Consider the following 24,250-nt stretch of genomic DNA (forward strand, 5'->3'; position numbering starts at 1 on the left):
ACTATAAGTTTTTAGTAAGGGCTTTTATAACTTTATTTTCAGGTAAAAATTCTTTTCCAATAACTTTAAGACATGTATAAAAGGGAACTGCGATAATCATTCCAGTAATACCAGATAAGATTCCAGCTATTAAGACAACAAGAAAAATTTCTAGTGGATGTGAATTTGTGCTTTTTGAAAAAATTAAGGGTGCACTGATATTGTTATCGATTACTTGAATTATTAGCATTCCTATTAAAACGTAAATTGTAGTGGGTACTGTTTCGGTTGCAAAATCAACTCCTGTACCAATGCTGCTAATCATTATCAAAAGTCCAGCGACAAATGTTGCTATTATTGGACCGATATATGGTACGATGTTGAGCACTGCACATAAAAGAGCAATTATCAACGCATTTTGCACACCAAAAATAATGAATACGAAAGAATAGAGTACTAAAATAATGAATAGTTGCAACAATAGTCCTAAAAAATATTTAGAAAGCATTTCATTGATTTTATTGACCGAATTTAAAATTTTCTCTTTTTGATTAAAGGGTAAAACATTTCTAAATGCATTAAAAAATGAGGCTCTTTCTTTTAACAAGAAAAAAGAAATAAACAAAACAGATGCAAATCCCATTCCGATATTTCCGATGGTATTTAGAATTGTGTTCAAAAAAATAGGAATAAATTCGAAGTTAGAAAAAGAGGTTAAATTGGTGCTTTTAAAAACTTTTTCCACGTCAATATTGTAACTTTCGAGATAGTTTATAACATTGCTTAATAGGCGATTGTAATTTTGTTCTAAAGACTGAATGTCAAGTAAAGATAAATTTTCGCCTTGGGATATTAATAATGGAATAAAAAGAAATCCTATACCAATTAATAATAAAATTACTAAAATCATTGAAACAACAACTGCTAGAGTATTTTTAAATTTCAATTTTCTTTTTAAAAAAAGTACCAATGGATTTAGTAAAAGAGTAAAAACTACTGAGATAAGACCATATATTATCACAGTAGAAATTTTGTATAGAAAAAGTAATGAAAGTGCTATTGCTGTTAGAATTAGAGTAGCTCTGACAATTCCACTAGATAATTCTTTTGTAGTCATTGTTGTGATTTTTTGCTAAAATAAAAAAAACTCACCAAATTTTGATGAGTTTTTAATATAAGTTTATATCGAATTTAAATTAAGGTTGAGCAAATGAAAATCTAGCTCCTCCTGAAGCAAAAAGTGCTAACATTCTTGATTTTTGTCCTTCTGAGAACATATACATACCCGCATCATCAGTATAATCCATGAAATTCATAGTCATTTCGATTGGATTTCCTGTACAAGTAGAATAGTGAGGGAATGCTGGAACACCATAGTTAGCAGTGTTATGAGTAGGAGTATCGTTAACTAAATCACTTCCACAAGTGGTGTCACCCCAAATATGTCTTAAATTTAACCAGTGACCTACTTCATGAGTAGCAGTTCTTCCTAAGTTATAAGGAGCAGTAGCTGTTCCTACAGTTCCAAAATATTTAGAGTCAACTACTACACCATCTGTAGCTAATGAGCCACCTGGGAATTGAGCATAACCTAAGATTCCGCTGCCAATAGTACAAACCCATAAATTAAGTTTTGTAGAAGGAGATGTAGGGTTTAATCCGCCTTGACTGCTTTTTTTCATTGCATCTCGTGTTCCCCAAGATGTTTTTTTGGTAGATTTTCTGTAAACAGCATCTAATTCAAAAGTGATGCCCACATTAGCGGCAACACCATAAAAAACAGATGGTATTTGTGAAAAATCAGCATTACTAGCATTGAAATCACGGTTTAAAACATCTATTTGTGATTGAATTTGTGCTAATGAAATATTCTCTGCAGCAGTTCTATACAAGACATTAACAACAACAGGAATAACAATTCTACCATTTACAAGTCTTGCATTTTCAACAATTCGTTGTTGAGTAAAATTTTCAATAGCGTTCATTCTCATCGCTAATTCAGGATTTTCTCTTAATTGACGTTCATGAACATCGTGTGAAGCACAATTTCTGTGATTGTGAGTTACTTCAGTGTTTGAAATTTGGTTGTCAACAGAATTTTCTTCTGAACTACAAGAAAACAGCACGAGGCTAAGAGCTAAAATCGATAACAGATTTTTTTTCATAAATTAATAAAGTTAATGGTTAGTTTCGGTTTGTATTTTTAGATTATCACTATTTTTTTTAAAATTATTAACAAAAATAATAATTTTTTTAAATAAAAAAATAGGATGTGTAAAAAAAATGTTAAATTAATAACTTAATTAATTTTTGAAAGCGTAGTTAAGAATATTTGCTCCCATTTTAAGCGCAATTTCTCGAATTCTTTGTGGATTGTTATGTACTTCTGAATCTTCCCAACCATCACCTAAATCAGTCTCGTAAGTATAAAGTAAAACGATTCTTCCTTCAATAAAGACTCCAAAGGCTTGTGGTTTTTGATTGTCGTGTTCATGGATTTTAGGTAATCCATTTGGGAAATTAAATGGTTCTTGAAATAAAATATGATTTGAAGGAATTTCCGTTAGTGGATTATCGGGAAATATTTTTTTGATTTCTTTTCGAATGTATTCATTCATTCCGTAATTATCGTCAATATGTAAAAAACCTCCAGAAATTAAATAATTTCTAAGATTGATAACATCGTTTGCACTGAAAACTACATTACCGTGACCAGTTAAATGAACATAAGGATATGAGAAAATTTCTGAACTCCCAACATCAACTGTAGCAATTTTAGTATTGATTTTAGTATTGATATTTTGATTGCAAAATTTAGCCAAATTAGGTAAAGAAGTCGGATTGGCGTACCAATCGCCACCACCTGAATATTTAGCAACAGCGATTTCTTGAGAAAATCCCAAATTCCAAACTAATATAATAATGACTAAAATTCTATTCATTTATCAAAGCAATTGTATGACAAGCTACTAAAGCAGCCGTTTCTGTTCTCAATCTTGTGTTTCCCAAAGTTACTGGAATAAATCCATTTTCAATGGCCAAATTGATTTCTTTTGTAGAAAAATCACCTTCTGGTCCAATCAAAATAGTAACTTTTTCATCTTTATTGACTTCGTTTTTAAACGATTTTTTATCGGTTTCTTCACAATGTGCAATGAATTTTTGCCCGTCGCTATTTGATTTTACAAATTGTGCGAACGAAATCGGTTCATTAATTTTTGGAATATAATAATGTAACGACTGTTTCATTGCGGCTTGAATGATTTTTTCCGCTCGATCAATTTTATATACTTTCCGTTCGGAGTGTTCACAAATAATTGGCGTGATTTCATGAATACCAATTTCGGTTGCTTTTTCTAAAAACCATTCCAATCGGTCATTCATTTTAGTGGGAGCAACTACAATATGTGTGTAAAATTTATCAGGTTCTTGAAAGGTTTCTTTTATTATTTTTACTTCACATTTTTTTTCAGAAGCCAAAATAATTTCTGATTCAAATAAAAAACCTAATCCATTAGTAATAAATATTTTATCATTTTCTTTTTTACGTAATACTTTAACTATGTGTTTGCTTTCTTCTTTGTCGAAAAAGAAAGTAGTAGCGCCTTGTTTTATGTCGGAATTATAGAATAGTTGCATTTCTAAGATTGATAGTTAGATTTAGTTATGTTAATTGCACCGTAAACGGCTAACATTTTGACTAAATCAGATATTTCTTTATTATGATTTAGTATAACCTTAAAATTATTAATTTTTCTTGAAAAACGCAATTCAAATAAAATTTCACTTTCTTCATTTTTAAGAACAAAAAAATTTGAGAAAAAGCCTTTAGATGATAAAAGATATTTTTCTTTTGCGAAAGATATAATCATTTTTGATTGCCAGAAACTTAATTTTAGTTCGCAAATCGTATTAGAATCTTTTGTTATTTTGATTTTTTGTCCAAACCATCCATAAGGTTTTATTTCATATAATTCAGTGTCATTAATTTTTATTTGAGCTTCAAGATTTGAACCACTATAAAATGATAAATTCCCTACGGTTTTATCATTTCTCAACCAAACAAAATTGGAGTTATTTCTTTTAATTATTGAATCCATTTTGTTAAAATTCAATTCTTGCTTTAGAAGTAACATCTGCCTGACTGAAATTTTCTTCTAAAAAGTTGTAATAGCCGACAATTCCAATCATTGCCGCATTATCGGTTGTGTATTCAAATTTTGGAATATAAGATTTCCAACCGTATTTTTTTTCGGCTTCTTTCAATGTAGTTCGAATTCCTGAATTTGCCGAAACACCACCACCAATTGCAATTTGGTTAATTCCCGTTTCAGCAACAGCTAATTTTAGCTTATCCATTAAAATATTGATAATGGTATATTGAATAGAAGCACAAATATCGGCTTTGTTTTCTTCAATGAAATTTGGATTTTCTGCTGCATTTTTTTGGATGAAATATAAAATTTGGGTTTTCAAACCGCTGAAGCTAAAATTTAATCCGTCGACTTTTGGTTTGGTAAATGGAAACGCTTTCGGATTTCCTTCTTGCGCAAATTTATCAATCAAAGGTCCTCCAGGATAGGGAAGTCCTAATATCTTAGCCGATTTATCAAAAGCTTCACCCACCGCGTCATCAGTAGTTTCGCCAATAATTTCCAAATCAAAAAAACTATTTACTTTCACAATTTGGGTATGTCCGCCAGAAATAGTCAATGCTAAAAATGGGAAAGTAGGTTTATCAAAGCCATCTTCATCAATAAAATGTGCCAAAATATGCGCTTTCATGTGATTTACCGCGACTAACGGAATATCCAAAGCCATACTCATTGATTTTGCAAAAGAACCACCAACCAACAGCGAACCCATTAATCCTGGACCTTGTGTAAAAGCGATACAATTTAAATCTTTTTTCGTAATTCCAGCCTTTTTAATGGCAACATCTACTACTGGAACAATATTTTGTTGGTGCGCTCTCGAAGCTAATTCTGGAACTACGCCACCATATTCTTCGTGAATCGCTTGTCGCGCTACAATATTGGATAAAACAACATCATTGCAAAGTACGGCTGCAGACGTATCATCACACGAACTTTCGATGGCTAATGTATATATTTTTCTTTCTGACATTTTAGGCATGAAATTTGGAATAGGGATATTGTAATTATCTTACAAATTTCCTTATTTTTGTTGGGTTATACACCCAGTTAAATAATTGGTAGCAAATTTAAAACAAAAGAACGTATCAAAAAATTTAAAAAAATACTATTTCGTTCCCTAATTGCAATTTTATTGCTGTTTCTCCTATTGGGTATTCTTTTGTCGTTACCCTTTGTGCAAACTGCTTTAGGAAAATACGCAACTGATAGCTTGAATAAGTCTTTCGGAACAAACATTGCTATAGGAAAAGTTGCTATTACGCCTTTCGGAAGTGTAAAACTTGGTGAGGTTTTAGTTTTAGATCATCATCAAGATACGTTATTTTACATCAAGAAATTAAATACTTCTATTCTAAGTTTTAAGAAAATTTATGATCCAGGTCATCCCTATTTGAAAGACGTTTTTTTGCATGGATTAGATGTTCGAATTGTAAATTATAAAAACGAAGATTACACCAACTTAGATAAATTCATTGAAGCCTTTGATGATGGTTCGCCTTCTTCGGGGAGATTTAGAATGAAAGCGAATAAGATGACGGTTTTTAATAGTCGTTTTCAATATGTAGACCACAATCTTCAAACACCAAAAATGCTTGATTTTACGCAATTAAATGGTAAAATTGAAGATTTCTTTATTAAAGGCCCCAATGTTTATACTTTTATAGACAAGTTGTCATTCAAAGATCATCGTGGTTTAGTGGTTGAAAATATTACGGCTGATTTTACGTATACCAAGAAAAATATTCTGTTAGAACAGCTGGAAATGAAAACGCCTTTATCCGAAATGAAAGGTAGAGTAGAGTTAAAATACAACAGAAAAGATTTTTCAGACTTTAATAACAAAGTTATTTTTGATGTTCAGTTTGATAAAGCTACAATTGCTTCAAACGATTTAAATTATTTTTACAATGAATTCGGGAAAAATAATATCTTTTATGTTGATACGCATTTAGTTGGAACATTGAATAATTTCACAACTTATAATTTAAAATTAGTAGACAAGCATCAATCAGAAATTATTGGAACTGCGAATTTTAGAAATCTGTTTGGAAAAGGAAATCAAGAGTTTTACATGAAAGGAAACTTTGATCGAATTACTTCCAATTACGAAGATTTAAAATCTATTTTACCACGAATTTTAGGCAATAATTTACCATCGGTTTTGGCTAAATTAGGAAATGTCAATATTGCAGGAGACGTTGAATTAACTCAAAAGTATATCAATGCTGATGTTTCAATGTTATCACAATTGGGTTACTTAGAAGGTAATTTAGCAATGCAAAACATCAATAATATAGATAATGCTTCTTATCAAGGAAATATCAAATTGGATGCTTTTGATTTGGGAACGCTTTTGGCTCAGAATGAAATTGGGAAAACTACCTTAGATTTAGATGTTGATGGTAAAGGATTTACTCAAAAATTATTGAATACTGCCATCAAAGGAAAAATTGATAAGTTTTATTATAACGGTTATAATTATCAAAACATTACGGTCGATGGAAGTATGAAGATGCCTTTTTACAAAGGCTATTTCAATAGTAATGATCCCAACTTAAAAATGGATTTTGATGGAACTATCGATCTGAGTTTAAAAGCTAAAAACTACGATTTTAAAGCCCAAGTTGATTATGCTGATTTACATATTTTAAATTTTTATAAATCAGATTCCATCTCAATTTTAAAAGGAACTATTGACTTTAAAGCTAATGGAAATTCGATTGATGATTTAGCAGGAGTTTTAAAAATAAATAATGTTTCATATCAAAATAGTAAAGATTCGTATTTCTTTGATGATTTTCAAGTAACATCTTCTTTCGATGCAGAAAAGGTTAGAACTATTGAAGTCAATTCTCCAGACATCATTACTGGTCAAATAGTTGGTAAATACAAAGTAAACCAATTGCAAAAAATGGTTGAAAATGCGTTGGGAAGTTTATATGCTAACTATTCACCAAATAAATTAGATAAAGGTCAATTTTTAAATTTTGATGTCACTATTCACGATAAAATTGTAGAGGTATTTGTTCCTGATATTAAAATTTCTGAAAACACTGAAGCTAGAGGAAGAATAAATGGAGATGAAGGAAAATTTGAATTTGATTTCTCGTCACCAAATATCATCGCATTTAATAATAGTATTGAGAATGTAAATATTGATATTGACAATAAAAATCCACTTTACAATGCTTATATAAGTGTTGATTCTATAAAAAATGATACTTATAAGATTGCTGATTTTAATTTAATTAACGTTACTTTAAATGATACTTTATTCGTTCGTTCTGAGTTCAAAGGCGGACCTAAAGGAGCAGATACTTATGATTTGAATTTGTATCATACCATTAACAAAAACAAACAATCTATTGTAGGGTTTAAGAAATCAGAAATAAAATTCAAAGATTATTTGTGGTTTATTAACGAGTTAGAAACAGATGATAATAAGATAGTTTTCGATAAAAATTTGAAAAATTTCGATTTTGAAAAACTTACCTTATCCCATAATAATCAAAAAATAGATTTTTTTGGTGTTATGCGTGATTCTACATACAAAGATTTCAAATTAACTTTTGATGATGTGGATTTGAATAAGGTTACACCTGAATTGGATAGTTTGTCTTTTGGAGGAAAAATAAATGGAAATGTAACCTACAAACAAGATAGGTACAAATATGATCCTGTTTCAAATATCACAATTGATAGCTTAAAAATAAATAAATTTTTATTAGGGGACTTGGATTTTAGAATTGAAGGAAACGAAAATTTTAATGAGTTTAAGGTAAATTCAAGCATTACACAAGATAGTAAAGATCATTTCTTTTTAGATGGAAAGGTTAATTTCGTAAAAGAACAGTCGAGTTTAGATTTAGAAGCCGGATTTGAAAAGTTTAATTTGGCCCCTTTCGGCTCACTACTCGGAAGTGTTCTGTCTGATGTGAGGGGAAATGCCACAGGAAGAACAACAATTGGTGGTTCATTGACGAAACCAGAAATTGACGGTAGATTATACCTAAATGATGCGGGAATGAATGTGCCTTATTTAAATGTAGATTATGCTTTTGAAAAAAATGCTATTGTGGATTTAACCGAGCACCAATTTAGTTTACGAAAAATAGAAGTTACCGATACCAAATACAAAACTAGAGGAGTAATTGATGGTACTATTCGTCATGAAAATTTGGGTGATTGGGAATTGGATTTGCATTTAATTTCAGATAATATTTTGGCCCTAAACACAAAAGACTCTGAAGATGCCTATTATTACGGAACTGCTTTTATGAAAGGAAAAGCAAGTATAACGGGTTCTGTAGATGCTTTAAATATTAAAGTTTCGGGCGAATCTGAAAAGGGAACTTCAATAAAAATTCCAGTTAATGATGAAGAAGATTTAGGTAATAATTCTTTCATTAACTTTATGACTAAAGAAGAATATCTAAAATCTTTAACAGGAATTAACAAGAAAGAAAATAAATACCAAGGTATTGAATTGGATTTCAATTTTGATATTGATACGGATGCTGATATCGAAATTATTTTAAATCGTGAAACAGGTCATGCTATGAAAGGCACTGGAGTTGGTTCTATGCAAATGAACATTAATACTCTAGGAAAGTTTCAAATGTTCGGAGATTTTATTGTTCAAGAAGGTCAGTATAATTTCAAATATGGTAGTATAATTGATAAAAAATTCAAAGTTGAAAAAGGAGGAACTATTCGATGGGATGGAGAGCCACTAGATGCTGTTTTGGATTTAAAAGCAACTTACAAAACTATGGCTAATCCTGCTGTTTTAGTTGAAAGTGCTTCTTTTAATAGAAAGGTTGATACCGATGTAACTATATTACTAAATGGAAATCTAAGTAATCCTCAACCTGATTTTGTTATCGATTTTCCAACTGTTAGTTCGGTTTTAAAAAGCGAGATTGATTACAAATTACAAGATAAAGATACCCGACAAACACAAGCTTTTGCTTTGATGGCGACAGGTTCTTTTGTTACTGCCGTTTCTTCTGGTAATGCTGCTTATGGTTCCCTTATTGAGGGAGCTAGCTCTTTGATTAATGGTTTATTTGAAGACCAAGATAGTAATTTACAACTCGGATTGGATTATTCACAAGGAAATCGTCTTACTGAAATTTCGGATAGAGTAGGTGTTACCATGAATACCAGAATCAACGACAGAATAACTATAAACGGTAAAGTCGGAGTTCCTGTGGGTGGAGTTACTGAATCAGTAATTGTGGGTAATTTGGAAGTTTTAGTTCAAATTAATGAAGATGGTACACTTAATGCTCATGTTTTTAATAGAGAAAATGATATTAATTATATTGTAGAAGGTATTGGTTACACACAAGGTTTAGGAATTACTTACAATATCGAATTCAATAACTTTAAAGAATTAATGCAGCGCATTTTAAATAAAAATAAAAAGAAATCTACTTCCTCACAGTCTAATAATGATTTTCCAGATTCAGAAGAATTTCCTCCTGAGTTTCTAGAACTGATTAATTCTCGAAAATCTAAAACGACTACAACTCCAAAAGAAGAACCTGCTAAAGTTCCTGAAATAGACTAATTTTTTTAAATTTTTATTATAAAACTCAAAAACTTATTAACGAAAACGTTTGAATTTTTAGCGATTTTTAAATTGTTAACAATCAACTCTAGTTTTTTATTTTTCGTTTTATAAATTTACATAAACAAATAAAATCCATGTCAAAAAAAATACAAAAAGTAGGTGTTTTAACATCTGGGGGAGATTCACCAGGAATGAATGCTGCTATCAGAGCAGTTGTTAGAGCTTGTGCTTATTATAATGTAGATTGTGTTGGAATATATAGAGGATACCAAGGTATGATTGAAGGTGATTTCAAAGAAATGGGACCTCGAGATGTTAAAAACATTATTAATAAAGGAGGTACTATTTTGAAATCGGCACGTTCTGTTGATTTTAAGACAAAAGAAGGAAGAAAAAAGGCCTATCATAATTTAGTTACTGCTGGTATTGATTCTTTTGTAGTTATTGGTGGTGATGGAAGTTTCACAGGTGCTGAAATTTTCAATGAAGAATTCGGATTTCCTGTAATTGGAATTCCAGGAACCATTGACAATGACATCTATGGTACAAGTTATACATTAGGTTATGATACGGCTTTAAATACCGTAATTGATGCCATTGACAAAATTAGAGATACCGCTAATTCACACAACCGATTATTTTTTGTAGAGGTAATGGGTAGAGATGCTGGACATATCGCATTAAATGCAGGAATTGGAGCTGGAGCGGAAGAAATTCTTATTCCAGAAGAAGATTTTGGTTTAGATCGTCTTGTAGATTCTTTAAAAAGGAGTAAAGGTTCTGGTAAAACTTCAAGTATTGTAGTAGTATCAGAAGGGGATAAAATTGGTAAAAATGTTTTTGAACTGAAAGATTACATTGAGGAAAACATGCCTGAATACGATGTTCGTGTTTCTGTTTTAGGACATATGCAACGTGGTGGTTCTCCATCTTGTTTTGATCGTGTTTTGGCTTCAAGATTGGGAGTAAAGGCAGTTGAGACCTTGTTAGAAGGAAAATCAAACTACATGGTAGGTTTAAATGAAGATAAAATTACATTAACACCTTTAGAACAAGCCATCAAAGGGCAAAGTAAAATCGATATGGAATTAGTAAAAGTCTCCGATATCGTATCATCATAATAAATTAAGCAATAAAAAATATAAAATGTCAAAAGTAAAATTAGGAATTAACGGATTCGGAAGAATCGGTAGAATTGTATTTAGAGAAACATTCAACAGAGATAACGTAGAAGTAGTAGCTATCAACGATTTATTAGATGTAGAACATTTAGCATATTTATTAAAATATGATTCAGTTCATGGTCGTTTTAATGGAAAAGTTGAAGTGAAAGATGGAAAATTATATGTTAATGATAAGTTTATTCGTGTTACAGCAGAAAGAGATCCAAAATTAATCAAATGGGATGATGCAAGTGTAAATGTCGATGTAGTAGCAGAATGTACGGGAATTTTCACGACCTTGGAAACAGCTCAAGCTCATATTGATGGTGGCGCTAAGAAAGTGGTAATTTCTGCTCCTTCAGCAGATGCTCCAATGTTTGTCATGGGAGTAAATCATGCGGAAGTAAAAGCTACAGATACTATTGTTTCTAATGCATCTTGTACAACAAACTGTTTGGCACCATTAGCTAAAGTAATTCACGATAACTTCGGAATTGTTGAAGGTTTAATGACAACTGTTCATGCATCAACAGCAACGCAAATGGTAGCTGATGGTCCTTCAAAAAAAGATTGGAGAGGTGGACGAGCTGCGAGTGTAAACATTATTCCATCATCGACTGGAGCTGCAAAAGCAGTAGGTAAAGTAATACCAGAATTAAACGGAAAGCTTACAGGAATGTCTTTTCGTGTACCAACAGTTGATGTTTCAGTGGTAGATTTAACTGTTAAATTAGCCAAAGAAACAACGTATGAAGATATCATGAAAGTACTTAAAAATGCTTCTGAGACTTCAATGAAGGGTATCTTAGGATTTACAGAAGATGATGTGGTTTCACAAGATTTTGTTGGAGATTCAAGAACTTCTATTGTTGATGCCAAAGCAGGAATCGGGTTGAATTCTACTTTCTTTAAATTGGTTTCTTGGTACGATAACGAATATGGTTATTCAAGTAAATTAATTGATTTATCGGTACATATTGCAGGTTTAAAATAAAATATTTCTCTTATTGATAATCCCGTAGCATTTTTGTGCGGGATTATTTTTAAAATAAACTAACACTAACTAAATGAAATTACTTGTTGACAGTGGTTCTACTAAAGCCGATTGGATTGCAATTGATGATAATGGTAAAGTATTATTCACTACTCAAACTCTAGGATTAAATCCTGAAGTTCTAAACAAAGAAGAAATTGTAAATCGATTAGAAGATAAGTTTGATATTTCGCACAATAGAGACAAAGCAACTCACTTATTCTTCTACGGAGCAGGCTGTGGAACTGACCGAATGAAAGACTTCTTAGCTTTAGTTTTTCAAGAATATTTTAAAAATGCTACTGTTGTAGTTCACGAAGATACTTATGCTGCTGTTTATGCTACTACTCCAAAAGATGAAAAAGCTATTGTTTGTATCTTAGGTACAGGTTCAAATTGTAGTTATTTTGATGGAAAGGTTTTACATCAAAAAGTACAATCATTAGGTTATATTGCAATGGATGATTGTTCTGGAAATAGATTTGGACGTCACCTGATTCGAGCGTACTATTTTAATAAAATGCCAAAAGAAATGGCTTTAGAATTTGAAAATGAATATAACGTTGATGCTGATTTTATCAAACATAATTTTTATAAAGAACCCAATCCAAATGCTTTTTTAGCAACTTTCGCAAAATTTTTGATTAAGCATAAGGATAAACAAATCTGTAAAGAAATGATTCAGGAAGAAATGGAATCATTTGTAGATAATTATATCAAACAATTTGAAAATTACAGAGAAGTTCCTGTTCATTTTATTGGTTCTATTGCTTTTTATTTAAAAGATGAGTTGACTGAGATTTTGAAAAAACATGATATTACCGTTGGTAATATATTACGAAGACCCATTGATGGACTTATCTCTTATCACATATTGAATAAATAATTTTTCTTTCTATATTTGTTAAGAATTATTTTTTTATGGAAATAGCCATCATAGCCCACGACGGAAAAAAAGCAGACATGGTTCAGTTTTTAAATAAGAATAAAGCCATTTTGTCAAAAGAAAAATTAAAAATCATTGCTACTGGTACTACAGGAGGAAGGGCGGAAGCGGCTGGTTTTAAAGTAAAAAAAATGCTTTCTGGTCCACTAGGAGGTGATGCTCAAATTGCGGCACGTGTGGCTGAAGGAAAAACTAAAATGGTTTTATTTTTTAAAGATCCTAATTCTAGTCACCCTCATGAAGCCGACATTAATATGTTAATTCGCATTTGCGATGTTCACAACGTACCCTTGGCTACCAATGAAGCTACAGCACAGTTGTTGTTATTGGGGTTAGATGAGTATTAATATTTCTATATCAGTACTGTTTATAAATTAATTAACTTAAGATGATAAAGAAAATCCCATCAAAAAATTGATGGGATTTTCTTTATTTAATATTTATCTTTATTAATTTACAATAATTTTTTTAGACGTTGTAGCATTTTCAGAAGTTAATTGAACTAAATAAAAACCGCTTTGTAAATTATTAACTTTATAAGAATTATCAATTCGTGTTGGATTTTTAATTTCTTGAATAATTTGTCCGTTGATGTTGTATAAAACAATTGAATTTAATTCAACTTCAGATGAAATAGTAATTTCGTAATTCACAGCTGGGTTTGGATAAATTGAAACAACATTTTCTAAAATAAAATTATCAGATGATAATGTAGCACATTGTGTTGGGTATATTTGACATACATATTCAGGATGATCAATAAAAGGATTTCTATTGTTCTGACGTGCATATATAGCATTATTTCTATCTCTCTCTCTTTGGCTTACAGGATCATTGTTATGCCAAGTAATTAAAATGTTTAAAAACGTATTAGTGAACACTTGATTAGAAGTACCATTAAACATTGGATATGACCATCCTGCTACCTGATTCTCATATCTTGTTGCAAAATAGAAAAACATTCTTGCAATATCACCTTTAAATTCATTGATAGGCTCAAAAACAATGCTTGAATATCCAGCTGAATAACCTGAATTTAAATTATTTCCTTTTTTTGAACCATTAGAATATGTGTTAGTTGGCACATTTACTCTACCAAACGGATCATTCCCTCTTTGACCGTTTACATATTTATCAGATGGTACTACAAAATGTGCATCTGAGTACATTGGTGTAGCTGAACCAAATACAGATTGTGGAACTATATGTTCTCTATTGTATTTTTGACATTCTGCAGTACCACCAGAACCATCATCTTGATTTACACCATAAGTATATTCACAAGTATCTGGACCTGTCGGATTTTCGGTATACATGTCTAACATGGTTCCATTATTTTCATAATACAAATCAATATCAGAAGTAGTGTAAGTCACATATAAACCAGCATATCCTAGATCAGTATGCCCTTTTATTATATTAAATAACTGTGTTTTTAAAGTATAACCACTTCCAGTAGCACTACTGTAATATCCCGAAGGAATTTGTGCCAATCCTATAACTGAACACAATAAAAACGCTATTAAGGTAAAGTTCTTTTTCATAAACTATTTATTTTTTCTTTCTAATAATGCCATGTAAAATCCGTCGAAGCCACTTTCACTTGCTAAGACTTTTTGATCTTTAACAAAGTTAAATTCTTTTCCAATTTCTGTGTTTAAGAAATGCTTAACTTGTTCTTGATTTTCTGATGGTAATACAGAACAAGTAGCATAAACTAATTTTCCACCAGGTTTTACAATTTTTGAATAATTTTCTAAAACTTCTGCCTGAACTTTACGGATGTTATCTATGAATTCAGGTTGTAATTTCCATTTGCTATCTGGATTTCTCTTTAAAACACCTAAACCACTACAAGGTGCATCAATTAAAACTCTGTCGGCTTTTTCGTGTAATTTTTTTATTGTTTTTGAACTTTCAATAACTCTAGGTTCAATGTTGAAAGCGCCATTTCTTTTGGCTCGAATTTTTAATTGCTTTAACTTACTTTCATATAAATCCATAGCAATTAATTGGCCTTTATTTTCCATTAAGGAAGCCAAATGCAACGTTTTTCCACCAGCACCAGCACAAGTATCCACAACGCGCATTCCTGGTTGCACATCCAAGAAATAAGCTACCAATTGAGAAGAAGCGTCTTGTACTTCAAACAATCCATCTTTAAAAGCGTCTGTTAAAAAAACATTAGCTCTTTCTGTTAAAATTAAAGCATCTGGATAATCTTTGTGAAACTCAGTTTCAATATTCAAATCCATTAAGATGGCTCTTAATTTTTCTTTGGTAGTTTTAAGTTTATTAACTCTTAAAATTACTTTAGCTTGCTCGTTTTGAGCTGCAATTTCTTTAGTCCAAACTTCTTCACCTAATTCTTTAACACCCAATTCATCCATCCAATCTGGAATCGATTCTCTGAATTTTCTGGTTTTAGTTAACTCATCAAATTTTCCTTTGATTCTTCTAACTGGTGTATCTTCAAAATATTTCCAATCGGGAAGGTTATAACCTCTTAATACTGCCCAAACCGCAAATATTCTCCAAATTTTATCTCGATCAAAAGGTTCTTTAACTTCTGCAATTTCAGTATATAAACGTTTCCATCTTACGATTTCGTAAATGGTTTCGGCTACGAATTTCCTATCGTGACTTCCCCAACGTTTGTCTTTTTTAAGTGCTCTAGCAACCACTTTATCAGCGTATTCACCTTCGTTAAAAATCGCCATTAGCGAATCGATTGTTGTGAACACTAAATTTCTGTGTAATCTCATTATTTATTTTAAATCAGCCTGCAAAGATACGAATAAAAATAAAAAAAGCTGCCAAATTTGACAGCTTTAATATTTATCCTCTTCCGTTTCCTCTTCCTTCGGAACCTCTTGAGTTTGAGTTGCCTCTTGGAGTACTATTTCTTGGTTGTGAATTACCTCTTGAAGAACCTCCTCTGTATTCCGAATTTCCTCTGTTTCCTGAGCTTGAAACAGTTCCTCTTTCTCTTGGAGATTTGTTTATATTTTCTGAAAACTCTCTTCCACCATTTGATCTTGGACCTTCATTTCGACCTCTATTTTCCGTAGTTACTCTTGGAGAATTTCCTCTGTTTTCTGTGGTAACTCGAGTTCCAGAATTTTCTCTAGTTCCGTTGTTTCTTGGAGAAGAAGTTTCAGGTCTAGTTCTTGGTGAACTTCCTTCAATTGCTCTCGTTTCACGATTTCCTCTTGGTGAGTTTGAAGTTATTTCACTTCTATTACGTGGTGAACTGATATTTGTTCTTGAATCTAATTCATAACGGTTTGAATATCCTGCATTTCGGTGAGCGAAGGAACGATTTGGATATCTTCTTTCATAACCATTTCCTCTTCTTCCATAATAGTTGTTATAAACGGCAGCACATCTTCTGTGTGTTACATAATGATAACTGTGACCAAAGTTAATATGAACATGAATGTGATTTCTGTATCTAAAAATTGGGAATGGATTCCAATAGTAGTAATAACTTGGATAATAACCCCAATACCAAGATGAATAATACGGACGATAATTGCTTACCCAAAAAGTAGTGTAAATCACCGGAGTATGCACATAAACAGGTTCGTAAATATAATTAGCACCATACATATAAACGTCACCTACAACTTGTACTTGTACTCGATTGTTTCGGTCTCGTTCTACTTCAATGGTTGCCACATCTTGAAAAACATCTTTTTCTAAAACTGCTTGAACCACAACTAAATGCACGTTTCCTTCAACCGTTTCAATAACTCTTAAATAATCGACATAATTATCGTTATTCAAATCTAAGTTAGAGATTTGAGTTTTAGGATCATTTAATCTTCTCTCAAAATCTTCCAAATCTTTTGCATCACCAAAGACAGTCGCAACCGCTCTTAAATCTAAGTTGTCGCTGATATCCGAATTTTTTGCTGTAACCGTAGTTTTTTCTTGCGCAAAAAGAGAACCTATCGTCAATGAAGCCAGTAAGCTCAGATGTATCAATTTCGTTTTCATAATATATTCGTTTTTAGGGTTCTTATTTCTATTTTAGTTATCCAATTACTGTGCCAAAATTTTTTAAATGCAATTAAATCATTGATTTTTAGTTACTTATAAATTATGTTTTTCCTTTACAATATTTCCATTATATTTGAAAATAAAACCTATCCAATGAAGACGATTTATTTATTTCTATTATTTATAAGTATTTCAGGAATAGCTCAAAATAAAAAATTTAAATCAGAAGTTATTCTCGAAACTAAATTGAGTTGCAGAGCTATTTTAGTTGACGATGAAAAAGTTTGGATGGGAATGGATAAAGGTCGTTACGGATTTTATGATAAAAAGAAAGATACCACAATCATAAAAGAAATTCAATCCGTTCCCCGAACTACTGAGTTTAGAAGTATAGCAGGAACAAAAAAAGCCATTTTTATTTTAGCGATAGGAAATCCAGCGATGTTGATTCGTATTGACAAGAAAACTTTGGAAGAAACTGTTGTTTATGAAGAAGAACACGAAAAAGTTTTTTATGATAGTATGCAATTTGTGGATGATTTAAACGGATTTGCCATGGGTGACCCAATTGAAAACTGTTTAGCTTTCATAAAAACTACTGATGGAGGCAAAACATGGCAAAAAGTAAATTGCGATGTGTTACCAAAAGTTTCAGAAGGTGAGGCCGCTTTTGCTACTAGTAATACAAATTTGATTGTAAAAGGAAAATCGATTTTTATGGTTTCGGGTGGAAAGAAATCGAGAGTTTTTGTTTCGGATGATTTTGGAGCGACTTGGAACGTTTATGAAACACCATTAGTTCAAGGCGAAACCATGACAGGAATTTTTACAGCCGACTTTTACAATGAAAAAATTGGAATAATTGCTGGTGGAAATTACGAAAAGCAAGACCAAAATTGGGCTAACAAAGCCTTTACTAAAAATGGTGGAAAAACTTGGAAATTAATCGCTGAGAAAGAAGCTTTTGGTTACGCTTCTTGTGTACAATTTGTTCCGAATAGCAAATGGAAGAAAATCATTTCTGTTGGTGGAACAGGAATGTTTTACTCGGATAATTTTGGCAAAAGTTGGACAAAATTTTCTGATGATAAAGATTTTTTTACTTTCAGATTTGAATCCGAAAAAGTGTTTTATGCAACCGGAAGAAATAAGTTGGTTCGATTTGAAATTCAATAAAAAAAGCGCTCATTAATTTTTGAGCGCTTTATAATCTTATTATCCTTTTCGTTTTTCTCGCATTTGTTTTAATAATTCTCTATTAAAATCTTCTTCTGCTTTTTTTAGTTTGATGATTTTTTTAGCACTTACAACGCCTTGTAAATCTTTGATGAATTTTCTTCTCAAACTGAATAAATCTTCTTCAATTTTTTCCATTTGTATCAATAGAGCAGAGGCTTCTTTTTCACTTAAATTCTCAACATTTCCTGGTTTAAAACGATTCAGAATAGCGCGCATTTTTTCATGACGTAATTCAGCTTGTTTTTCATCGAAAGCATTGTATATTGGCCAAAATTTTTGAGCTTCTTCCGTTGTTAATTCTAATTTTTCAGTGATAAAAGCTACTTTTAAAGCTTTTACTTTTTCTCTTCTTTCCTTATAATCTTGAGCAAAAGATAATGAAGAAATTAGTAAAAATACTAGAGGATAAATAAATCTCGTTTTCATTGTATTGTATTTTTATTCGTTTATGTAATAATCTAAATTTTCGGTTTCTGATAAATATGCTTCAACTTCATCTGAATTTGTTTCACTTATTGATAAATTTTGTTCTAAAGCGACAATGTCTTCGTCAGTTAAGTGTTTGGATAATTCTGTGATGCCAATTCCTTGTTGTTGTGAAAGATACATTTCAATAGTAGTTGCATCTAAATTATTGCTATTCGCCATGTTAAAATAAACCGGAATTGCAATAGCAAGTAAAACAACAGCAGCAATCGCACTCATCCAAACTTGTTTTCTGTAAAAAATAGACACTACTTTGGTTTCTTTTTCTGGTTGAATTTGGGCCATCATTTTAGCTTCGAATTGCTCAAAGTAATTTTCTGGAACTTTAAATCCCGATTTTATTTCGTTTTTATTTTCTAAATCAAAAGGTTTCATATCTATTGGACAAAAATTATTGGTAAAGGTTTAATGTGTATGTAAAAAATCTTCAATTTTCTTAACTGCAATGTGGTAACTCGCCTTTAAAGCACCCACCGAAGTTTCTAGAATTTCCGACATTTCTTCGTATTTTAATTCTTCAAAATAGCGCATTTTAAAAACCAATTGTTGCTTTTCAGGCAAAGTAGCGATGGCTTTTTGTAATTTCAGTTGAATTTCATCGCCATCAAAAAAAACATCACTTTCTAGTTTATTCACGGCTTTTTGTTGGGCTTCTTCGTTTGAAATTCCTTGTTTCTTTGCTCGTTGTTGCATAAAAGTAATGGCTTCATTAGTTGCAATTCGGTACATCCAAGAATACAATTTACTATCGCCTTTGAAATTTTTTAGATTTCCAAATACTTTTATAAATGTGTTTTGCAGCACATCATCAGCATCATCGTGACTCAAAACCATGTTTCTAATGTGATAATACAAAGGTTTTTGATACAATTGCAATAGCTTTCTAAACGCTTCATTTTGCGTTTTCGGGTTTAGTAATTCGGAAATGAAAGCTTTTTCGTCTTGCAAAATGCTGAATTTGATTATAAGACTAAAGATATTCAAAAAGGTTTAATTTTAATTTTTGTTTTAGTAAAAAAACGAGTTTCCCTTTGTAACTTTGCTTTGTTGAAACAACTGTTATTATGAAAGATTTAAGCAATTATAGAAAATCATACGAAAAGAGCGAGTTATTGGAAAACCAAATTCCGGAAGATCCAATTAATTTATTTCATCGATGGTTTTACGAAGCCGAAGAGTTAAACGCAGCCGAAGAAGTGAATGCGATGACCGTAACTACAATTGGTTTAGATGGTTTTCCAAAGGCGCGTGTAGTATTGCTTAAAAAGTTTAATGAAGAAGGTTTTATTTTTTACACCAATTATAATTCGGAAAAAGGGAAAGCCATTTTAAATAACCCACATATTTGTTTGTCTTTCTTTTGGCCTACAGTGGAACGTCAAATCATTATAAAAGGAATTGCGGAGAAAACTCCAGAAAATGTTTCTGATAATTATTTTGCATCGCGTCCAGATGGAAGTAAATTAGGAGCTATAGTTTCACCGCAAAGTGAAGTTATTCCTAGTAGAGAATTTTTAGAAGATAATTTAAAACAGTTAGAAAAAGAATGGGAGGGAAAAGAAATTTTGCGTCCGGCACATTGGGGTGGTTTTTTGGTTCGTCCTGTTGAAGTAGAATTTTGGCAAGGAAGACCTAACCGTTTACACGATAGAATTCGTTATCAATTAACGAATGATTATGATTGGAAAATAGAGCGATTATCACCATAATTGTTTTGTTTTCATTAGCTAAATATTCTTTTTTTCATTTTTAAAATTTGGTGTATCTTGTAAAAATGAAAACTATTTTTTTAATTCGACATGCAAAATCAAGTTGGGATGAACCGCTTGAAGATAAGTTCCGACCGATTTCAAAGAGAGGTCAAAAAGATGCTCATTTAGTTGCTTCACACTTACAATTAAATCTTGCGCATTCGTTTACAGTTTGGTGTAGTATTTCAACAAGAACTATACAAACGGCTTTAATTTTTTCTGAATATTTACCTTTGGGTTTTGATAATATCCATTTTAAAGAAGAATTGTATACTTTTAACGTTAGAGATTTAGAGAAAAGTGTTAAAAATTGTGAAAATTCACACGCTATTTTAATTCTTTTCGGACATAATGAAGCTATTACAAAATTTGTTAATAAATTTGGAGACCTTTACATAAATAATGTCCCAACATCGGGTGTTGTTGCTTTGCAATTTGATACTGATGATTGGAATACGATTTCAAATGGACAAACTATAGCAACATTATTTCCAAGTCAGTTTAAAAATGAACAATCACACAAATAATTACATAGATAGAGAAAAAAGTTGGTTAACATTTAATGCAAGAGTGCTTCAAGAAGCCAATGATGCAAATGTTCCATTGTTGGATCGATTTCGTTTTCTAGGAATTTTTTCAAACAATTTAGATGAATTTTTTAGAGTTCGATATGCAGCAATTAGACGATTAAGGCATGAAAACAACGAAACTGAAAAAATCCTTGGTTTGCCTGCTGAACAGCTTTTAAAAGAGATTACAGATATTGTTATTGAACAACAATCTGAAAGTCTTCGTATTTTAAGTGAAATTGAAAAAAAACTTGAAAAAGAAAATATCTTTATTATTAATGAAAAACAAGTTACCAAAGACCAAGAAAGTTTTATTCATGATTTTTTTATTCAAAAAGTAGCACCTTCAGTAGTAACAATCATGTTAAATGATTTGGAGGAATTTCCGTTATTAAAGGATACTTCGGGTTATTTGGCCATTAAATTAGTTATGAAATCAAATTCTTCAGAAGAAGAAATAAAGTATGCGGTTATAGAAATTCCAAACACCATTAACCGTTTTGTAGTACTTCCATCAATTTCTGAAAAACAGTATATTATTCTTTTGGACGACGTTATTCGTCTTAATCTAAATAGCATATTTAATATTTTTGATTACAAATGTATTTCGGCTCATATGATAAAAATTACTCGAGACGCACAATTGGAATTTGATAGTGACTTGAGTAAAAGTTTGATGGAAAAAATTTCTAATTCGGTTAAAGAACGAAGAGTAGGTGAACCTGTTCGTTTTGTTTATGATCAGGCAATAGAGAAAGATACGCTAGAGTTTTTCCTTAAAGGAATGAATATTTTGAGCTCAGATAGTATTATTCCCGGAGGAAGATATCACAATCGTAGAGATTACATGAGTTTCCCAAATTTAGGACGATACGATTTATTATACAGAGAAAATTTACCCTTACCCGTTCCAGGTTTATCACTTGAAGGAAGTATTTTAGAGCGTATAAAAAAGAAAGATTATTTACTTTATGCACCCTATCAATCTTTTTCCTATATCATCAAGTTTTTGCGCGAAGCTGCCTTAGATCCAAAAGTTGTTTCAATCAAAATTACCTTATACCGACTGGCTAAGAATTCACAAATCGTTAGTTCACTGATCAATGCAGCTAAAAATGGAAAAAAAGTTACGGTTCAAATTGAATTACAAGCACGTTTTGATGAAGAGAGTAATATTTCTTATTCTGAACAAATGCAAACAGAAGGAATTGAACTAATTTTTGGAGTTAAAGGCTTGAAAGTTCATAGCAAAGTTTGCGTCATAGAAAGAATTGAAGAAGGAAAAGTAAAACGTTACGGATTTATCTCAACTGGAAATTTCAATGAAAATTCGGCAAAAATTTACACTGATGTAACTCTTTTTACCAGTAAAAATGAAATTCTAAAAGATGCCGCTAAAATTTTTGATTTTTTTGATGTGAATTATCGAGTACATCGTTACAAGCATTTAATTGTATCTCCACATTATACGAGAAGTCGTTTCAATAAACTAATCGAGCGCGAAATTTCAAATGCACTTTCCGGAAAAGAAGCATACATCAAGCTGAAAATGAATAGTTTATCTGATTTTAAAATGGTGGATAAATTATATGAAGCAAGCCAAGCCGGTGTTAAAATTCAATTGATTATTAGAGGTATTTGCTGTTTGATACCAGGAGTTAAAGATTTAAGTGAAAATATTGAAGCCATCAGCATCGTAGATAATTATTTAGAACATTCAAGAATTTATATTTTTGGAAATGCAGGTGATCCTGAAGTTTTTATTTCGTCAGCAGATTTTATGACGCGAAATCTAGATGCTAGAGTAGAAGTTACATGTCCAATTTACGATCCAGAAATCAAACAAGAATTAATCGATACATTTGAAATTGGATGGAAAGCTAATGTAAAAGCACGCATTCATTCGGCAGATTTATTAAATCGTTACAGAAAACGTGGAGACGAAAAACCGTTTAGAGCACAACAAGAAATGTATAATTATTATCAAAACAAATTAGACGTAATTGCCGAAAGCGTGCAATAAATTATTACAGATGATTACAATAAAAAAATATGCAGCTATAGATATTGGTTCCAATGCTATGCGTTTATTGGTTACCAATATTGTAGAGCAAGAAGGTCAAGCGCCACAATTTAATAAAAGTTCCTTAGTTCGTGTTCCTATTCGTTTAGGACAAGATGCTTTTACTGTGGGCGAAATTACCGAAGAAAATATCGATAGGATGATTGACGCCATGAAAGCCTTTAAATTATTAATGAAAGTTCATAAGGTAGAAAAATATCAAGCGTGTGCTACATCAGCTATGCGTGAGGCATACAATGGTAAAGAAGTAGTCGAAATCATCAAAAAGAAAGCCGATATTAAAATTGATATCATCGATGGTAAAAAAGAAGCCGCTATCATTGCTGCATCCGATTTAAAACAATTTATTAGTACTGACAAGGCTTACTTATACGTTGATGTTGGCGGTGGAAGTACCGAATTTTCTTTATTCTACGAAGGAAAGATCATTGCATCCAAATCGTTCAAAAACGGAACCGTTCGCTTGTTGAATAACATGGTAAACGATGTTGTTTGGCAAGAAATTGAAAAATGGATTAAAACCAACACCGAACCTTTTGAAGATATTACCTTAATTGGTTCTGGTGGAAATATAAATAAATTATTCAAATTGTCTGAAAAACAACAAGATAAACCACTTTCATATGTGTATGTAAGTTCGCAATATCAAAAATTGAACAGCATGACATACGAACAAAGAATTGCCGAAATAGGTTTAAATCCAGACCGCGCCGATGTAATTATACCAGCAACAAGAATCTATCTAAACGCTATGAAATGGAGTGGAGCTCGTCATATTTACGTACCAAAAATCGGATTATCAGATGGTATCGTGAAAGCGATGTATTATGGTAGGATTTGATCTAAAAAAAATGAATTAATTAAACATCCAAATCAAACGTCTTTCTCAATAAATCTAAAGCCGGATTAATTTGTTTTAAACGTTCAAATTTTTCTTGTGGGGTGAAGGCGTATTTATTTTCAGTAGTTTCATTTACAACAACTTCAATGGTAATATCGTGGTTATGTAATTTGCCTCTTAAATAGCCTAATAATTCAATTGAACCTGCTAAAAACTCCTCTTTTGTACTTTGGTTGGGAAGTTCTAACGTAATTTTTGTACCTTCAAGCGTGGGATCGTTCATTTGCATGTAAGTAGCCATAAGACGCTTTCCGCTATCTACCATTTTTTGTGCAAATTTATTCCATTGCAATAACATATCGGTTTCGTTAAATGCCTCAGCTGGCAATTCCTCGCGCTGTCTTTGAAAGGTGTGTTGTT

Annotated in this window: 23 protein-coding genes; 10 read left to right on the plus strand and 13 right to left on the minus strand. The window is 31.5% G+C overall.

Features of this window, described 5'->3' with window-relative positions; translation table 11 throughout:
• Position 1: 1 nt before the first annotated feature.
• The 6 genes from NAT47_RS11030 to tsaD all read right to left on the minus strand — a co-directional run bounded on the left by NAT47_RS11030 (position 2) and on the right by tsaD (position 5,106).
• On the minus strand, positions 2-1,096 hold the full coding sequence (locus tag NAT47_RS11030) for an AI-2E family transporter (protein ID WP_250582727.1): 1,095 nt from the start codon (positions 1,094-1,096) through the stop codon (positions 2-4).
• A 79-nt stretch (positions 1,097-1,175) separates the two neighbouring features.
• Positions 1,176-2,144: a zinc metalloprotease gene (locus NAT47_RS11035; protein WP_250582729.1), complete on the minus strand. Its 969-nt coding sequence runs from the start codon at positions 2,142-2,144 to the stop codon at positions 1,176-1,178.
• A gap of 138 nt (positions 2,145-2,282) precedes the next feature.
• Entirely contained in the window at positions 2,283-2,921 is a 639-nt protein-coding gene (locus tag NAT47_RS11040) for a DUF4159 domain-containing protein (RefSeq protein ID WP_250582731.1), read from the minus strand.
• Positions 2,914-3,618 (minus strand): 16S rRNA (uracil(1498)-N(3))-methyltransferase, encoded by a 705-nt coding sequence (locus NAT47_RS11045; protein WP_250582733.1) that lies wholly within the window; start codon positions 3,616-3,618, stop codon positions 2,914-2,916. Before NAT47_RS11045 ends, NAT47_RS11040 begins: the two co-directional genes overlap by 8 nt.
• A gap of 2 nt (positions 3,619-3,620) precedes the next feature.
• On the minus strand, positions 3,621-4,079 hold the full coding sequence (locus NAT47_RS11050; RefSeq protein ID WP_250582735.1) for a hypothetical protein: 459 nt from the start codon (positions 4,077-4,079) through the stop codon (positions 3,621-3,623).
• A 4-nt stretch (positions 4,080-4,083) separates the two neighbouring features.
• Positions 4,084-5,106 (minus strand): tRNA (adenosine(37)-N6)-threonylcarbamoyltransferase complex transferase subunit TsaD, encoded by a 1,023-nt coding sequence (gene tsaD / locus NAT47_RS11055; protein ID WP_250582737.1) that lies wholly within the window; start codon positions 5,104-5,106, stop codon positions 4,084-4,086.
• 162 nt (positions 5,107-5,268) lie between these two features.
• Here tsaD and NAT47_RS11060 point away from each other — a divergent pair, with 162 nt between their 5' ends.
• The 5 genes from NAT47_RS11060 to NAT47_RS11080 all read left to right on the plus strand — a co-directional run bounded on the left by NAT47_RS11060 (position 5,269) and on the right by NAT47_RS11080 (position 13,203).
• The gene (locus NAT47_RS11060) at positions 5,269-9,711 is read left to right on the plus strand and encodes a translocation/assembly module TamB domain-containing protein (RefSeq protein WP_250582739.1); all 4,443 of its coding nucleotides are present in this window, start codon (positions 5,269-5,271) and stop codon (positions 9,709-9,711) included.
• Between the two features lie 137 nt (positions 9,712-9,848).
• The gene (gene pfkA / locus NAT47_RS11065) at positions 9,849-10,835 is read left to right on the plus strand and encodes a 6-phosphofructokinase (RefSeq protein WP_250582741.1); all 987 of its coding nucleotides are present in this window, start codon (positions 9,849-9,851) and stop codon (positions 10,833-10,835) included.
• 25 nt (positions 10,836-10,860) lie between these two features.
• Entirely contained in the window at positions 10,861-11,871 is a 1,011-nt protein-coding gene (gap, locus tag NAT47_RS11070) for a type I glyceraldehyde-3-phosphate dehydrogenase (protein WP_250582743.1), read from the plus strand.
• 73 nt (positions 11,872-11,944) lie between these two features.
• Positions 11,945-12,796, plus strand: coding sequence for an N-acetylglucosamine kinase (locus tag NAT47_RS11075; protein ID WP_250582745.1), 852 nt, complete (start codon positions 11,945-11,947; stop codon positions 12,794-12,796).
• Between the two features lie 35 nt (positions 12,797-12,831).
• Positions 12,832-13,203 (plus strand): methylglyoxal synthase, encoded by a 372-nt coding sequence (locus tag NAT47_RS11080; protein WP_250582747.1) that lies wholly within the window; start codon positions 12,832-12,834, stop codon positions 13,201-13,203.
• Between the two features lie 102 nt (positions 13,204-13,305).
• Here the strand turns inward: NAT47_RS11080 and NAT47_RS11085 are convergent, their stop codons facing one another.
• From NAT47_RS11085 to NAT47_RS11095, 3 genes are all read right to left on the minus strand, one after another.
• Entirely contained in the window at positions 13,306-14,400 is a 1,095-nt protein-coding gene (locus tag NAT47_RS11085) for an endonuclease (RefSeq protein ID WP_250582749.1), read from the minus strand.
• A 3-nt stretch (positions 14,401-14,403) separates the two neighbouring features.
• Entirely contained in the window at positions 14,404-15,621 is a 1,218-nt protein-coding gene (locus tag NAT47_RS11090; RefSeq protein ID WP_250582751.1) for an RsmB/NOP family class I SAM-dependent RNA methyltransferase, read from the minus strand.
• A gap of 73 nt (positions 15,622-15,694) precedes the next feature.
• Positions 15,695-16,858 (minus strand): hypothetical protein, encoded by a 1,164-nt coding sequence (locus NAT47_RS11095; RefSeq protein WP_250582753.1) that lies wholly within the window; start codon positions 16,856-16,858, stop codon positions 15,695-15,697.
• 156 nt (positions 16,859-17,014) lie between these two features.
• Between NAT47_RS11095 and NAT47_RS11100 the strand changes: the two genes are divergently transcribed.
• The gene (locus tag NAT47_RS11100; protein WP_250582755.1) at positions 17,015-18,037 is read left to right on the plus strand and encodes a WD40/YVTN/BNR-like repeat-containing protein; all 1,023 of its coding nucleotides are present in this window, start codon (positions 17,015-17,017) and stop codon (positions 18,035-18,037) included.
• 39 nt (positions 18,038-18,076) lie between these two features.
• On the opposite strand, the gene NAT47_RS11105 is transcribed toward NAT47_RS11100, so the two are convergent.
• From NAT47_RS11105 to NAT47_RS11115, 3 genes are read right to left on the minus strand one after another with little or no spacing between them, the layout of a single operon-like run.
• Positions 18,077-18,526, minus strand: a complete 450-nt coding sequence (locus NAT47_RS11105) for a sensor of ECF-type sigma factor (RefSeq protein WP_250582757.1) — start codon at positions 18,524-18,526, stop codon at positions 18,077-18,079.
• A 12-nt stretch (positions 18,527-18,538) separates the two neighbouring features.
• On the minus strand, positions 18,539-18,961 hold the full coding sequence (locus tag NAT47_RS11110; protein ID WP_250582759.1) for a hypothetical protein: 423 nt from the start codon (positions 18,959-18,961) through the stop codon (positions 18,539-18,541).
• Between the two features lie 30 nt (positions 18,962-18,991).
• The gene (locus NAT47_RS11115; protein WP_250582761.1) at positions 18,992-19,534 is read right to left on the minus strand and encodes an RNA polymerase sigma factor; all 543 of its coding nucleotides are present in this window, start codon (positions 19,532-19,534) and stop codon (positions 18,992-18,994) included.
• 116 nt (positions 19,535-19,650) lie between these two features.
• On the opposite strand from NAT47_RS11115, the gene pdxH reads away from it, so the two are divergent.
• The 4 genes from pdxH (at position 19,651) to NAT47_RS11135 (ending at position 23,830) form a co-directional block, all read left to right on the plus strand.
• Entirely contained in the window at positions 19,651-20,295 is a 645-nt protein-coding gene (gene pdxH, locus NAT47_RS11120; RefSeq protein ID WP_250582763.1) for a pyridoxamine 5'-phosphate oxidase, read from the plus strand.
• Positions 20,296-20,360: 65 nt separating this feature from the next.
• Positions 20,361-20,864, plus strand: coding sequence for a SixA phosphatase family protein (locus tag NAT47_RS11125; protein WP_250582765.1), 504 nt, complete (start codon positions 20,361-20,363; stop codon positions 20,862-20,864).
• On the plus strand, positions 20,845-22,929 hold the full coding sequence (ppk1, locus tag NAT47_RS11130; RefSeq protein WP_250582767.1) for a polyphosphate kinase 1: 2,085 nt from the start codon (positions 20,845-20,847) through the stop codon (positions 22,927-22,929). Before NAT47_RS11125 ends, ppk1 begins: the two co-directional genes overlap by 20 nt.
• A gap of 10 nt (positions 22,930-22,939) precedes the next feature.
• Positions 22,940-23,830, plus strand: a complete 891-nt coding sequence (locus tag NAT47_RS11135; protein WP_250582769.1) for a Ppx/GppA phosphatase family protein — start codon at positions 22,940-22,942, stop codon at positions 23,828-23,830.
• A gap of 19 nt (positions 23,831-23,849) precedes the next feature.
• Here the strand turns inward: NAT47_RS11135 and NAT47_RS11140 are convergent, their stop codons facing one another.
• Positions 23,850-24,218 (minus strand): DNA polymerase III, encoded by a 369-nt coding sequence (locus tag NAT47_RS11140; protein ID WP_250582771.1) that lies wholly within the window; start codon positions 24,216-24,218, stop codon positions 23,850-23,852.
• Positions 24,219-24,250: the final 32 nt, after the last annotated feature.

The organism is Flavobacterium fragile (assembly GCF_023634865.1).
In the GTDB taxonomy this organism is placed as follows: Bacteria; Bacteroidota; Bacteroidia; order Flavobacteriales; family Flavobacteriaceae; genus Flavobacterium; species Flavobacterium fragile.

Bases quoted from the DNA above. Each gene is read 5' to 3' on its own strand.
- NAT47_RS11030 (WP_250582727.1), bottom strand. From the start codon at position 1,096: ATGACTACAAAAGAATTATCTAGTGGAATTGTCAGAGCTACTCTAATT.
- NAT47_RS11035 (WP_250582729.1), bottom strand. From the start codon at position 2,144: ATGAAAAAAAATCTGTTATCGATTTTAGCTCTTAGCCTCGTGCTGTTT.
- NAT47_RS11040 (WP_250582731.1), bottom strand. From the start codon at position 2,921: ATGAATAGAATTTTAGTCATTATTATATTAGTTTGGAATTTGGGATTT.
- NAT47_RS11045 (WP_250582733.1), bottom strand. From the start codon at position 3,618: ATGCAACTATTCTATAATTCCGACATAAAACAAGGCGCTACTACTTTC.
- NAT47_RS11050 (WP_250582735.1), bottom strand. From the start codon at position 4,079: ATGGATTCAATAATTAAAAGAAATAACTCCAATTTTGTTTGGTTGAGA.
- tsaD (WP_250582737.1), bottom strand. From the start codon at position 5,106: ATGTCAGAAAGAAAAATATATACATTAGCCATCGAAAGTTCGTGTGAT.
- pfkA (WP_250582741.1), top strand. From the start codon at position 9,849: ATGTCAAAAAAAATACAAAAAGTAGGTGTTTTAACATCTGGGGGAGAT.
- gap (WP_250582743.1), top strand. From the start codon at position 10,861: ATGTCAAAAGTAAAATTAGGAATTAACGGATTCGGAAGAATCGGTAGA.
- NAT47_RS11075 (WP_250582745.1), top strand. From the start codon at position 11,945: ATGAAATTACTTGTTGACAGTGGTTCTACTAAAGCCGATTGGATTGCA.
- NAT47_RS11080 (WP_250582747.1), top strand. From the start codon at position 12,832: ATGGAAATAGCCATCATAGCCCACGACGGAAAAAAAGCAGACATGGTT.
- NAT47_RS11085 (WP_250582749.1), bottom strand. From the start codon at position 14,400: ATGAAAAAGAACTTTACCTTAATAGCGTTTTTATTGTGTTCAGTTATA.
- NAT47_RS11090 (WP_250582751.1), bottom strand. From the start codon at position 15,621: ATGAGATTACACAGAAATTTAGTGTTCACAACAATCGATTCGCTAATG.
- NAT47_RS11095 (WP_250582753.1), bottom strand. From the start codon at position 16,858: ATGAAAACGAAATTGATACATCTGAGCTTACTGGCTTCATTGACGATA.
- NAT47_RS11100 (WP_250582755.1), top strand. From the start codon at position 17,015: ATGAAGACGATTTATTTATTTCTATTATTTATAAGTATTTCAGGAATA.
- NAT47_RS11105 (WP_250582757.1), bottom strand. From the start codon at position 18,526: ATGAAAACGAGATTTATTTATCCTCTAGTATTTTTACTAATTTCTTCA.
- NAT47_RS11110 (WP_250582759.1), bottom strand. From the start codon at position 18,961: ATGAAACCTTTTGATTTAGAAAATAAAAACGAAATAAAATCGGGATTT.
- pdxH (WP_250582763.1), top strand. From the start codon at position 19,651: ATGAAAGATTTAAGCAATTATAGAAAATCATACGAAAAGAGCGAGTTA.
- NAT47_RS11125 (WP_250582765.1), top strand. From the start codon at position 20,361: ATGAAAACTATTTTTTTAATTCGACATGCAAAATCAAGTTGGGATGAA.
- ppk1 (WP_250582767.1), top strand. From the start codon at position 20,845: ATGAACAATCACACAAATAATTACATAGATAGAGAAAAAAGTTGGTTA.
- NAT47_RS11135 (WP_250582769.1), top strand. From the start codon at position 22,940: ATGATTACAATAAAAAAATATGCAGCTATAGATATTGGTTCCAATGCT.